This window comes from Paenibacillus sp. NPDC056579 (assembly GCF_042793215.1).
Lineage (GTDB): Bacteria > Bacillota > Bacilli > Paenibacillales > NBRC-103111 > Paenibacillus_S.
Window position 1 is genome coordinate 899,033 of record NZ_JBHTVD010000002.1, and the last position, 13,776, is coordinate 912,808.

The window sequence follows — 13,776 nt, forward strand, 5'->3', positions numbered from 1 at the left end:
ATTGACTCAACCTGCTTTGCCAGTGAATGAGGAGAGGAGAACCGTATCACAAGTAGGACGAAAAATTTTGTTGTTGGTATGGTAGGGGAATGCTGTGAGATAAGAGTTTTGAGACCAATAACACCATCGCGGACATATACATCTAGCGAGTCGTGAATCACACCACATCTCTTTACCAAAAAAACAAAGAGGAGACCTGGCTTTGATGGCGAATGATATTTATTGGTAATTAATAAATCAAATAGATTAATTAATTACTCGAATGGAGCTATTTTTGTACTTAGAAATCATTGTTTGTAAATTGAAAACAAGGAGATGATTAACAAGTGAAAAAGAAACTGTTAACCCGCTGCTTCACCTGCCTGATGGCTGCGCACCTTGCCATCGGCTCTCTGCTGCCGCTTAGCAACCCTGCAGCTGCAGAAAGCGTAGCCGCCATCGAAGAGGCAGCTGGAATCCCCCGCATGCTCATTACTGAAATGGTCCCCGATTCGGGTGGAGACGATGCGTTGGGAGAGGATCCCTACGAGTACCTAGAGGTTTATAACAACAGCGACCAGCCGGTCGATTTCAAGGACTATTCTATTTTATACAGGTACCCGGGAGAGCCCGGCCATGATTTGTTCTGGCGACCTTACACCGATGTACAGATAATCATCCAGCCTAAGCAGGCCATGGTTTTCTGGGCGGTTACGACGTCAGGGGAGTCCAAGACGGTGGCTGACTTTAATCAGCATTTTCAAACCTCGCTCATTGAAAATAAAGACATTGTCCGGATTCCTGGCGGTCTTAACAACCTTAGGGAAAGAACCATTGTGGTGGCGACCAATACGGGAACGGACATTGTGCGCGCCAGCTATAATCCGGGCGTGATCGATACGGCGGCAGATCTGAGTGTCGAGTACGGCGTTCCGGACGACGGCAGTCTCGATATGAAGAAGCTCAGTTCCAAGACGGTGCCGGCCTCACCGGGAACCTTCAACCCGGCTAACGTACCAGCGGATCCTGTCCGCATTGTAAACGATCCTACCCCGCCGACGGTAAAAGATCTTACGGATCCCTCAGGCATTGACCTGATCAAACCGATTGAGCTGATGGCCGAAGCAGCGGATGACCGTCTGCTTGCGTCCGTCAATCTGTACTATAAATCCAACAAGACGCCGGATTATAAAATGGTAACCCTGCCACGAGGCGCCGACGGACGCTTCCGCTACTCGCTGGAGATGATGGAATGGTTCGGCAGCCCGGCCCTTGAATACTATTTTGAAGCATCCGATACCTTCAACGTAACGGCTACGGCTCCGAGAACACTCAGCCTAGCGGGTAATGAGAAAAGCCCTGCGCTGAACGTTCTCGAGGGCGATATTCTGTCCGGCGAGCGGGTTCTTATCGGTTCGTCTGCCACAGAAGAGTCCATGTCGCTGTCGATCGACGGCCAGCCGGTCAGTCCAACGGAACGAGCCCTCGAGAAAACGGCATATTTCGTGTTTGAAGCGGACGACATAGATAAAGGCCAGAACGTGACCACCATGGGCACCGAGACGCTGTACTTGATTCCGTTCGGCACCCAGGATTATAAAACCATGGTAGTGCCGGTACGTCCCGAATTGTTCAAGTACGGTCAGGCGAATCCGATTGCGCTGCGCGCGGGTTCAGTTACCCGGCCTTATTATGAGAACCAACCTGAGCCCGGCCTGGATGATTTCAATATCCGCAATGTCCGGCTTGTTCTAGCAGATGGTACCGTCCTACGCGACCCGAAATACGCGAATCCGTCAACCATACTGGACATGGGAGATAACGGACGCTTCCTTCCGGTAGTGTACTTCAACTTCACGATTCCCGAGCGCTATTGGGACGGGATCTCTTACCGATGGAATACTGAAGCAGCCGTTGACGGACCTCATCGGGTCGAGGTGTCTCTGCCTGACGGCAGGAAGGACACAGCAAGCGTGATCGTAGACAATCAAGGTCCGGTTGTAACTGCGAATATTACGGAAGGCAGTACTTACAAAGGGGCTTTTGAGATACAAGCTTCCGCATCGGATGCGGCTTCCTCCGTCAAATCCTTCGAGGTGAAGCTGGACGGCAAGCTCATTGAGGTTCCGTATTCCACATCCTCTGCGGCCCTCACTCCGGGGGAGCATAATCTTGTGCTTAAAGCAGTAGATGCCAGTAGTAAATCGACGGAGAAAACGATTAAGTTCACCACTCCTGCAGAGCAGCCGGGCAAACCGCTCCTGGCGGCGCCGACGGACGGAGCACAGGATACGGACACGAACGTGAGTCTACAGGTATCGGTTTCCGATCCGACCGGAGACCCGCTGAATGTGAAGTTCTTTAAAGGGCAAAAGATCAACGCCGCGGACGCGGAAGTGACCGCTTACAAGCATGCGGCTGATGTAGAGCCTCCTCTGACCTTGGCGAGCCCGGGGGAAACGCAGCTGACCGCCGAAGAACAAGCAGCCGCCGGAGCCTCCGATGACCGTTATGTCACTACGGACTCGACTGAACAGTTCCCTTATCAGCGCTATGAAGTAGAAGCGGGGGCGGAAACCGGCGCCGGCGACCGTCTCGAGCTAAGCTGGGAAGGGCATTCGCTGAAGGGGCGTAAAGTTGGTTTGTACGCATGGAATTATACTGCGGCGAAGTGGGATTCACTGGCGTCCACGGTGGCTGTTTCCGAGGAAGACTTCACCCTCTCTGCGGCGGTTGACGGCGGCAATTATGCAAGAAATGGTAAGGTTCAAGTCTTGATTCAGGACGAGATTCCGCGTCGTGAGCAGTACGATTTTACCTTTGCCTCTATACCGGACACACAGATCTACGCGGAAATTCAGCCGGAGTATTTTGAGTCACAGGTCAATTTCCTGCGCGACGCCAAAGAATCAATGAACATTCAATATGTGATGCACGTGGGGGACGTTGTAAACTCCGCAGGCATCAAAGGGCAGTGGGAACGTGCGGATAAGTTCATGAAGGTGGTGGAAGACGCGCAAATTCCTTGGGGCGTTGTCGCGGGCAACCATGACGTGTTCGACGGAGGCGCGACGTCTGTGCCGGATTACTCGGAATTCTCAAAGTTTTTCGGAGAGAAGCGCTTTAAGGATAAACCTTACTACGGAGAGTCGTACAAAGATAACAAGGGTCACTATGACCTGATCTCGGCGGGTGGCAACGATTTTATTTTCGTGTACATGGGTTGGGGCTTGAATGATGAAGATATGGGCTGGATGAACACCGTTCTGAAGCAGTATCCGGACCGTAAAGCGGTTATTGTGGTTCATGAATATTTGCAAAATAACGCAGCGAGATCCGCAACCGGCAACCAGATCTATCAGAAGGTAGTAGTGCCGAATCCTAACGTATGGATGGTCATGAGCGGTCATTTTACTGGAAGTTCGCTGCGTACCGACCAGATTGACGATAACAAGGACGGACAGCCGGATCGCAAAGTGTACCAGATTCTTAACGATTACCAGGGTATTCCGAACGGCGGAAACGGATATTTGAAGCTTTTGCATTTTGATACGCAGACGGATACCGTCTATGTTAATACGTATTCGCCGTATTTGGACGATTACAATCATTACGATCCGAGCAAGGACGAGTTCAAGCTTTCGGTGGACCTGAAGCCGATGGTGAAAAGAGTGGCTACCGACACGATGACGGTAAAAGTGTACTCTGGAGACGCGATCGGATCGGCGCAGGCGGCCAGCGGTTCCACAGCCATGGTCAGCTGGAATGGCCTGAAAGGCAGCACCAATTATGAATGGTACGCATTGGCGGAGGACAGCTTCGGTGGACGATCGTACTCGGATATTTGGTCCTTCCGCACCCGCCTTACCGTTGATGCGCCGCAAGGCGTGAAGGCGGAAAACGTGACCGCGGGTTCGGCGCAGCTGAGCTGGTCCCCGGTAACGGCTTCCGACGGAAACAGCGTGACCTACCAGGTGTACGGCAGTAATGGGGCCGTCTCCACGGTGACCGGCACGGTATACAATTTGACGGGACTGGAGCCGGATACTTCGTATACGTTTAAGGTCAAGGCCGTGCACTCGTCGGGGGCGATATCAATGCTAAGCGAACCGGTAAGTTTTAAGACATCGGTCGACCTGCCTGCTCTGCAGAAAGGCCTGCAGCGCTTTATTGCCTCCGGCAAGGTTACCCATCCGCTGGCCATACAGCTAGAGAACGCGCTGAGTCAGGCGGAGAGCCATTTGCAGAAGGGACAGCAGGATCAGGCAGCCAAGAAGATCGAGGACTTTATTAAGCATCTCGATAATAGAGCACATCAAGAATTGGCGTCAGCGGACGCCCGGCAGTGGCTGAATAATAAAGCTGAGGTCCTGCTTCGCGTCTGGGGTAGATAACCTGCCCGCAAGGTGCAATGAACGAAAATCTCCTGGAAGATTTCTTATATCTTCCAGGAGATTTTTTTTGATTCCTTCAGTTGGTGCGCAATCGAACTTATCCGGATGCTCGTAATCTTGAATTTCCGGCTTACTGCAGTACAAGCGAGTGGTAAACGCTCAGCCCGCCCGAGCCCATTTTGGCTAAGTGGCCGCTGGTTCACAGGGACAAGCTGTCGAGCGGGATCTTGAACACGCTCTTCAATACAAGCCCGACGGCCAGCGCAGTCTCGTCTTCCATGTCGGTGAGGTGTAGAAACTCAACGTTCCGACATGTCTCCGGCACTTGGGCCATCACTCGCGCTTTGAGCTCGTCGACGAACGAGTCCCCCCACACCGGCAGCATAAACCCAGTGAGCAGAACCCGGTCCGGGTTGAGTAGGGTGACGATATTGGCAGTAGCGTATACGATCGCCGTCTTCACCACCTCGTTCAGTTGAACGGTTTCTGGGTCTCCGGTGCGGACCGCTTCGCTGAAGTGCTCCCAACTCCTACTGAGTGTCCGCAGCAAGCCCCTGGAGGAAGCCAGAGTGGTTAGGCATCCTCTGCCGCCGCAGTAGCACTCATAATCGTAAGGCGGCATAAACGCCTTATAGTGGCCTACTTCGCCGGCTACGAAGGAGGAGCCGGTGACCAGCAGCTTCTCCACGACGATGGCTCCCCCGATGCCGTTACCAAATTTTAGCGTCACATTGCTTTTGGAGGAGATAAGAATTCCGCCCATATTCTCGTTGAGCGCAAGCAGATTGGTGTCATTCTCCAGAAAGACGGGCAACCCGTATTCGTCCTCTAGCAGCTTTGCCAGCGGTATCCGCTTCCATCCAAGCCCCGGCGAGCGAAGCAGAATGCCCTCGGAGGAGTTAACGAGTCCATGAACGCTAAAGCCGATTCCCTTAAGGCAGGTAGGGTCTGGGGTCCGGCTAATGAGCTTGTCGATCACGCTGCGGATCACCCGGAGCAAGTCCTCTTTAGACTCGTAGCGCTCTGCCCTCGCTTCGGCTTCCGCCAAGCGAGCTTGCTGAAAATTATATACCGCTCCTCGTGCCGAAGTGCCCGACAATTCAATGCCGATCGCATAGAAGCGGGAGCCGTTTAGCAGCAGGGGAACACGCTTACGGCCGCTGCCGCTCTCAAGGGATTGCGGTTCGCCTTCGACAATCAGTTGATCCTCTAGAAGCCGGTTGACGATATTGGTGACGGTTTGCTGACTAAGTCCCGTTTTTCTGGCTAGCTCTACACGGGAGATCGGACATTCCGAATAGATCAGATGCAGCACCTTCTGCTGATTAATGGATTTAAGCAGCGTGTGGGATGAATGTTTCAATGTGGACATGAGTCGACCTCTTCCTTGAACTGTACACGTTTATTCTCTTAGTACAAATTAGTTTACCACGCGGTCATTCCCGAGAAAAGGAAGTGGATTTTGTCGAAAGATTTCTATTGTATCCTAAAGAAAAAAAAGGTAGGATATTAATAAATAAATTTGATTTATTAACTAAGTGTAAATGTGTAAGCGTGATCATACCACGTTATTCAACGATTTTTTACATATCCATTACAAAATGATAATCATTGCCAAACAATTACCCTGTATTATGAAAGTTAATAAATCAATTTTTTTTATTAATTCGAGAGGGGTCTCAGTATGAGAAACAAATTTGGAAAGCTTACGGCTTTAAGCCTTGCGGTTGCTATGTCGGGTTCGCTGCTTGCAGGGTGTGCAGAAAAAACGGAACAACCTTCCGCGAGTCAGCCTCAGAATCAGACTAAAGGTGATGTTTACGAAAACGGGCTGTCGAAGACGGAGAAAGTGACGTTGAAGGTCGGCTTCTTCATGGGAGGCTACGGAAGGGAATGGTTCGATTATGCCGTAAAGTCCTTCCAGGCCAAATACCCGAATGTTTCATTTGACGTCACCGCTTCGGCGGATATGAAGAACATGATACAAACGAAGATTTCTGCCAATAACGATAACGATATGTTTGACATTTTCAACACGACGCCACCTTCCGGAGGACAGGGTATCATTTCCCTTGCTGAAGCTGGAAAACTCGAGCCTTTCGATGATATGTTCGACAAAAAGCTTCCTGACGTACCGGGCAAAGCAATGAAGGAGCTCATGATGCCGGGCCTCGCGGAATCATTTACTAAGGTGAACGGAAAGGTATACGAGTTTGCGACCTCGAGCTCTTATGGCGGATTGTTCTTCAATAAGACGCTGTTTGAGCAGAAAGGCTGGAACCAGAATCCGAAGACATGGGCCGAGTTTAACAACCTGCTTGCCAAAATTAAGGCGGACGGCATAGCTCCGATTACTTTTCCGGGAATTTACCCTAATTATTATGACTGGGCGTTTGGACCGGCAAAGCTGTTTGAGCTGGCCGATATTAAAGGAAACGCTGATAAGGTGATCGAAAACTATAAAACGTACAACGGTCCTCAATTTACGAGCGAGGAAAGCTTGGAGCACTGGAATCGCCTGTATGAGCTTGGCAAGAAGGGGTACTTTCCGGATGGACTGCCGGCGTTAACGCATACCCAGTCCCAGATGCAGGTGATTCAAGGCCAGGCCGCGATGGTTTCCACAGGAAGTCACGTGGAGAACGAAATGAAGAAGACCACACCGGAAGACTTCAAGTGGGGTTATATGGCGGTGCCATTCAGGGATAAGGCGGAGCAGAAGCTTTGGATCCGAAGCGGAATCACCAACTTCCAATACATGTGGGCCGGCAAGCCGGATCTGAACAAGAAGTGGTCCAAGGAGTTTATTCTTTGGCTGATGACGTTGGATAACCAACAGTTTGCCGCAGAAAAAGCGGGTGCCCTCCCGATGAGAAAAGATTTGATTGACGATGCGAGTAAAGTCGTTAAGTTGTCCACCTCTGCGCAAGCGATTCTAAAGTACATTAAGGATAACGATGCCCGGTCGTATAAGCCGCACAGAACCGTCAGCATCTCCGATCCGAACCTGGCCAAAGCCAATAAGATGGTGGAAGAAGCCATTACGAAGATCGTATTAGGCAAGCAGGATCCGAAACCGATTCTCGAAGAAGCGGACGCCTTGCTCAAGAAAGCAGTAGAAGCTCAGAAGAAATAAGTTAATAGGCGGGGAGGGAATCTTCCCCGCTTTTCCATTTCCCTTGATAGGAGTTGACTTCCCTTGTCCGAACCTAGTGTATTGAAAGTCAAACCCGCTCCTTCTGGCAGAATGAGACTGGTTAAAGCGAGCACGCAGAAGTGGATTTTTCTCATCCTTGCCGTCGTGCCGCCGTTCGGGGGCTATCTGCTGTTCACGCTGTTTCCGAATGTTTTATCCGTTTACTACGCATTATTGGATTGGGACGGGTTGACGGATCCCAAATTTGTAGGGCTCAGCAACTTTGTTACCGCAATTCAGGACGAGTATGTATGGCGGGCGCTTAAGCACAACCTTATTTTTATGGTGACGGTACCGGTGCTGGTCGTGCTCATTTCCTTACTGCTTGCCTATCTGGTCACATACAAGAGTTATGTGGAAAATGAGTTCCTCAAAATCCTTTTCTTTTTCCCAAACGTTTTATCGATTGTCGTCGTAGCTTTACTATGGGCGTTCATCTATGACGGTACGTACGGCATGCTCAACAGCGGCATGAAGCTGCTCGGGATCGACATGAAAAATTTTTATTGGCTGGGCAATGAAAGTACGGCGCTGTGGGCGCTGGTCCCTCCGTGGGTTTGGGGTGGCGTCGGGCTCTATGTCATCATTTTCGTAAATGCTATGGCGGCCATTCCCAAGTCGTTGTATGAATCGGCTATTATCGAAGGCGCTGGACATATGACGCGGTTATTCAAGATTACGCTGCCGCTCATTCTGCCCGTCGTCCGGGTCAGCGCGTTGTTTCTTGTGATCAGCACACTCAAGACGTTCGAGCTTATTCTGATTATGACTAACGGTGGCCCGTCCGGCTCCACGGATGTAATCGGTCTCTATATGTTTAATCTTGCTTTCGGTAAAGAGTACATCAACTACGGTTACGCGTCCGCTGTCGGTATGATTCTGTTCGTCATCTTGATCACGGCCAAACTGCTGATGGATAAGTTTCTACCGAACCGGGGCGTAGAGTATTAGAGCATATTTTAAAGCAGGGAGAAGATGAGATTGAAGGAAAAAATGACGTTTATGGACGTGCTGTGGCGTCTGGTGCTGTATGTTTGGGGATTGTCGATTCTTTTTCCGCTGGTGTGGGTGTTCTATGAGTCTCTGAAGTCCAATCCGGAGTTCTTCAAAGACATCTGGAGCCTTCCAAAAAAAATGCAGTGGTCCAATTACACTGCCGCCTGGACGGAATACGGCTTCGGTCGTTCGCTGCTTAATACGCTTTATTATGTAGGCGGAAGCCTTGTTGTCAGCTTGTTCTTTACCACGCTTAACGCTTATGCCTTGACCCGGATGGAGTTTAAAGGACGGCAACTGATCTGGGGCCTCATTATGCTTTCGTTGTTTCTTCCAGGGATTAATGCCCTGGTGCCGCAGTACGTTATCATGAGGGAGCTGCATTTGACGAATAGCTTAACGGGGTTAATCTTATTATCCTCACTGGGGGAGAGCGTGTTCTATCTAATGTTGCTCGGTGGCTTTATGAAGTCACTGCCCAAGGATTTGGAGGAAAGTGCGCATATGGACGGCGCTTCGATCTTCCAGTTGTTCTGGCGGGTGATCGTTCCCCTGTCCACTCCGGGGATTGTTACGGTTGCGATTTTTAAATTCCTGGGCTTCTATAACAACTTCATGGGACCGTTCATCTATTTGAGTGATCCCGATAAATATACGATAGCTGTGCAGATGTACCAAGCCAACAAAATGATGGAGTTTACGTCGGACTGGGTTACGTTGTTTGCAGGGGTGACGATTGCGATGGTTCCTTCGGTCATTGTGTTCATGCTATTCCAGCGGATGATAATGCAGGGCGCAACTTTAGGTGCTGTTAAGGGCTAAGTAGTGAGGAAAAGGTAGCGATAGGAAGAAGTACTCCCCACCGTACAAATATGGTTAAATATACTATATGATTTAGTTACATCTGATAGGAATCTCTTAATTTTTGCATAGTGAGTGAAGGAATGCTGAAGTATACATCATTGTTTAGGGAAGGATTTGTAATGTGGAAAAAAAAGAGCAGAATCCGATAGAGCTGTACGATCCCGGAATGCGTCCCAATGATACGTTCAATGGCTCGATTCGTTGGTATTCTCCTATAGAGCAGCCTTTTCAAATTTCCGGGTTGGCTTGGTTTGCGCAAGAAAAAATCTATCGCAGATTGCCGAATTTACCGTCCGGATCCATTCCGGAAGCCGTCGATCGCTTGGCCAATCATACTGCAGGAGGACAAATACGGTTTCAGTCGAACTCTTCTTCTCTATCGGTAAGGGTGAAGCTGAAAGGCAAAGCCAATATGGTCCATATGCCGGCAACCGGACAATGTGGCGTCGATTGCTACGTGGGTTCTCCCGACACCCTCCTTCCCCTGCGGTACAGCAACACAACGAAATATGACCTCACTCTCACCGAGTACGAATGTGCGTTATTTACCAATTGGCATGCCTCGATGCGTAATATCGTCCTAAACTTGCCGCTCTATCAAGGGGTGGAGGAGATATGGATCGGTTTGGATGATGGCGCAGCCGTAACCGCTCCCCCAAGCTACGCTTCCTGGAAGAAAGTAGTCATCTACGGAACATCGATTACGCAAGGCGGCTGTGCTTCGCGGCCTGGCATGGCTTATACGAACATTTTGAGCCGAAGAATTCCGCTGGAATTTATTAATCTTGGTTTCTCTGGAAGCGGCAAGGGAGAGCCGGAGGTTGCCGAAATCATTTCGCAGATTAACGACCCTGCGTGTATGGTCATTGATTATGAAGGCAATTGCGTGAACACCGAACTTTTCCGTAAGACACTTCCGGAATTTATTAGAATTTATAGGGAAGCTCATCCGTTAACACCGATCTTGGTTGTGTCACGAATTCGTTACGCGCGAGAGGAGCTGACCCCACACCTGTACGTGGCCAGAATGGAACGTAAACGTTTCGAACAGTCTCTCGTTAACGAATTGCGGGAGCAAGGTGACTTGAATATTTATTTCTTCGACGGATCCGGGTCGCTCGGTGAGGATTTCTTTGAATGCACAGTAGACGGCTCACATCCAACGGATCTTGGTTTTCTGCGGATGGCAGACGCACTTGAACCAGTCCTAAAAACAATACTTCTTTAAATATCTACATAGCTCACAATCAAGCCGGTAGCGATTTAAGCCAATAAGAATCCGCCAACTTCCTCAAAATAAAATTAGAGGAGGGTAAATGTCGGATGACAAGAACCTTATAACATACCTGACAAAACAATGGATATAGTATAAGAACTTCGAGCTGCATTGATTAAGCTAACGAGTACGATAGTTTCATAAAACAAAGGCCGCCGGTAAGATCCGGTTGCCTCATAAGATATTTGGCAGTTAAGCTGAAGATCCATTGGGGTGAACCATACCACAGATAACGGCAAGTTTTTAGGGGGGAATCTCGAAGGAGCCCTCAATAACGCGTTGATCGGCATGGGTTGGGAAGGGCCGCGCTCCACGGAAAAGTCGGCACAAACTTGCTTCTGCGAGCTTTCTGGGGTCACAGAAAATGCGGTACCTTCGCCGTTTTGGTGGGAGGGGCCTTGTCTGCCAGTTGTCTCTCTGCCTCGGTCTTGCGCTGTGCAAGCTGTTCGTGCTGGATTTTCAGTTTGGCAGGATGGGCGTTTTCTTTATGTTCTGGCACGTCGCAGTGCCAGACATGCTTCATATTCACTTTCGTTATATTTTTTGACTCGATGCAGAAGAAACGGACTAGCGTAACGCTAGTCCGTTTCTATTTGTTCATTATTCTCATTTTTGAGCTGCTTTCGCTCGACATGGGCCGCTCCCCATTGATGTAAGGCTTCCAGAATCGGAGACAGGCTCTTGCCGTATTCCGTGATAGAGTATTCCACTTTCGGCGGGATCTGCGGATAAATGACTCGTTTAACGAGCTCTTCCTCCTCCAATTCGCGCAGATGGAGCGTAAGCATCCTTTGCGTGATATCGGGCAGCAATCTTCTTAGCTCATTGAACCGCAAAGGTTTACCTTGAAGCAAATGATAAAGAATACTCGGCTTCCACTTGCCGACGATCGAATCCAGCGCCGCAACGAATTGACATTGGACAGGTTTTTTTTGCATACGTTGGCCTCCGTTACAGTACCTTTTTTCATACTATACCACATTATTGTGCCTACTTTAAATAAGTAAGTACATATTATATGATCAGTCTTGAAAGTGTAACTAATTTAATTACAGAAAGGAAGTTTTGATTCATGGCAACTGTACTGTACATCACCGCACATCCCCTTGATCCTCAGGAATCTTTTAGCCTCGCGGTAGGCAAAGAATTTATTGAAGCGTACCGTGAAGCTAATCCAACAGATGAAGTTGTTCATTTGGATCTGTACAAAGAGAATATTCCGCAATTCGATGCAGATGTTTTGCGTGGTTGGGAAAAGCTTCGCTCGGGTTCGTCTTTCTATCAGCTGTCCGAAGCCGAGCAAGCAAAAATAGCTCGGCTTGACGCGATTGTCGATCAATACGTGGCTGCCGATAAGTACGTGTATGTTTCCCCCATGTGGAATTTCTCGATCCCGCCGGTTTTGAAAGCATACACGGATGCGACTTCAATTCCGGGCAAGACGTTCAAATATACCAAGAATGGTCCTGTAGGTCTGTTGTCCGGCAAGAAAGCCTTGCACATTCAAGCTAGCGGTTCCGTTTATTCGGAAGGTCCTCTTGCTGAAGTTGAAATGGGATACAGCTATCTGAAAAAGATTTTGCAGTTCTATGGGATTCAATCTATGGAGGCTATTTTTGCTGAAGGAACGGCATCATCAGAGCGAGCTCCAGCTATTAAAGAAGAAGCAATTGCGCGTGCTAAGGAAGTTGCCAAACGTTTCTAAATAAGGGGTTTGGCATGATTCTCGAACTCCCAAAAGTGAAGTAATGCTTCGAAGCTGATTCCGGGTTCTCAGCTCTCGGTCGTGTCGGCGAACCCGAAGACGTCGGAGATGCTATCGTCTCGCTGCTTTCCGACGAGAATCGCTGGGTCAATGCCCACAAGTCGGGGTCTCAGGCGGAACATACATCTAATTTCTAATTCAAGAGGCGTTCATGACAGTGCGGGCTAGCCTTATTACAGCCTCCACTGATGGGTTCAAGCATTCTGGCGAATGGTCACCCAATTCTATTTGCTTCAAATAACTGTCTAGACACTTTACTTTAAAATTTAATGGGTGACTTTGACTAGACACATTAAATTAATCAAGGAGGAGCTCTGATGAAACTTACAGGGAACACGATACTGATCACTGGTGGAGGTTCTGGAATTGGCCTAGCTTTTGCAGAGCGGTTTATCAAAGCTGGCAATACGGTCATTATCTGCGGACGACGCGAAAGTATTCTGCAGGATGCTAAGGAGAAGTTCCCAAGTCTCATTACTCGAGTCAGTGATCTTGGGCTTGAATCTGAGCGTACAGCGTTGTTTGACTGGGTGACCACGAATTATCCAGACGTCAACGTATTGGTGAATAATGCGGGGATTGGGGACCAGTTTCATGTGTTGAAAGAAAAAGAGAATTGGAGCTATTACAACAGTGAAATTGCGATCAACTTTGAAGCCCCTGTTCATCTTTCTCTGCTGTTCGCACCATTTTTTTCAACAAAACAAGATACGGCTATTGTGAATGTTACGTCTGGGCTGGCTTTCACCCCCCTAGCAGTTAGCCCAATTTATTCAGCAACAAAGGCGGCACTACATTCCTTTACGATGAGTCTAAGACACCAACTTTCCGATGCATCTGTAGAAGTCATTGAAGTGGTTCCGCCGGCAGTTCAAACTGCCTTCACCCGTAATAATGGAGAGCCTTTAGATGCATTCGCGGATGGAATTTTCCAGGGACTTGATGAAGGTAAACAGGAGATTGGCTACGGCTCGTCCATAAATCGCCTGCGCATGTCACGTGACGAAATCGACATATACGTAGAAAAAATGTATCAAGCGATGAAAGGTGTCGTTGGATAATATGGGACGTTAATGGCTAACGTATTGGGTAATAACGCTGCCAAGGTCGTAGATGCCTTCGAAGCAAATATTAAAGGGATACTATTTAACTGACTCATTGCGCTAACGGGTACGATAGTTTAATTGGAGCTGGCGCCGAGGCGACTTGTCCCATGATTAGGCTCCCGCAAAAACGCGAGACAAAACTGTAATTCAAGTTTTGTCTCGCGTTTTATATTTAAGCAAAGTTGCGTCGTTTATTAAAG

At 49.0% G+C, this 13,776-nt stretch carries 9 protein-coding genes; 7 read left to right on the plus strand and 2 right to left on the minus strand.

Annotated features, from left to right (window positions below; all coding sequences use genetic code 11):
* The first annotated feature begins 326 nt into the window (after positions 1-326).
* On the plus strand, positions 327-4,373 hold the full coding sequence (locus tag ACFQ88_RS11485; RefSeq protein WP_379454199.1) for an FIMAH domain-containing protein: 4,047 nt from the start codon (positions 327-329) through the stop codon (positions 4,371-4,373).
* A gap of 199 nt (positions 4,374-4,572) precedes the next feature.
* Here the strand turns inward: ACFQ88_RS11485 and ACFQ88_RS11490 are convergent, their stop codons facing one another.
* A complete protein-coding gene (locus ACFQ88_RS11490; protein WP_379454200.1) occupies positions 4,573-5,745 on the minus strand; it encodes an ROK family protein in 1,173 nt (390 codons plus the stop codon).
* 312 nt (positions 5,746-6,057) lie between these two features.
* On the opposite strand from ACFQ88_RS11490, the gene ACFQ88_RS11495 reads away from it, so the two are divergent.
* From ACFQ88_RS11495 to ACFQ88_RS11510, 4 genes are all read left to right on the plus strand, one after another.
* Positions 6,058-7,509, plus strand: coding sequence for an ABC transporter substrate-binding protein (locus ACFQ88_RS11495; RefSeq protein WP_239633686.1), 1,452 nt, complete (start codon positions 6,058-6,060; stop codon positions 7,507-7,509).
* A 63-nt stretch (positions 7,510-7,572) separates the two neighbouring features.
* On the plus strand, positions 7,573-8,520 hold the full coding sequence (locus ACFQ88_RS11500; RefSeq protein ID WP_239633687.1) for a carbohydrate ABC transporter permease: 948 nt from the start codon (positions 7,573-7,575) through the stop codon (positions 8,518-8,520).
* A 24-nt stretch (positions 8,521-8,544) separates the two neighbouring features.
* Positions 8,545-9,387, plus strand: coding sequence for a carbohydrate ABC transporter permease (locus ACFQ88_RS11505; protein WP_239633688.1), 843 nt, complete (start codon positions 8,545-8,547; stop codon positions 9,385-9,387).
* Positions 9,388-9,550: 163 nt separating this feature from the next.
* Entirely contained in the window at positions 9,551-10,657 is a 1,107-nt protein-coding gene (locus ACFQ88_RS11510) for an SGNH/GDSL hydrolase family protein (RefSeq protein WP_239633689.1), read from the plus strand.
* 626 nt (positions 10,658-11,283) lie between these two features.
* Here ACFQ88_RS11510 and ACFQ88_RS11515 read toward each other — a convergent pair.
* On the minus strand, positions 11,284-11,643 hold the full coding sequence (locus tag ACFQ88_RS11515; protein WP_379454201.1) for a winged helix-turn-helix transcriptional regulator: 360 nt from the start codon (positions 11,641-11,643) through the stop codon (positions 11,284-11,286).
* A 134-nt stretch (positions 11,644-11,777) separates the two neighbouring features.
* Here ACFQ88_RS11515 and ACFQ88_RS11520 point away from each other — a divergent pair, with 134 nt between their 5' ends.
* Positions 11,778-12,410 carry an FMN-dependent NADH-azoreductase gene (locus ACFQ88_RS11520; RefSeq protein ID WP_379454202.1) on the plus strand — a complete coding sequence of 211 codons (633 nt, stop codon included), beginning with the start codon at positions 11,778-11,780 and terminating at the stop codon, positions 12,408-12,410.
* A 377-nt stretch (positions 12,411-12,787) separates the two neighbouring features.
* The gene (locus ACFQ88_RS11525) at positions 12,788-13,531 is read left to right on the plus strand and encodes an SDR family oxidoreductase (RefSeq protein WP_379454203.1); all 744 of its coding nucleotides are present in this window, start codon (positions 12,788-12,790) and stop codon (positions 13,529-13,531) included.
* Positions 13,532-13,776: the final 245 nt, after the last annotated feature.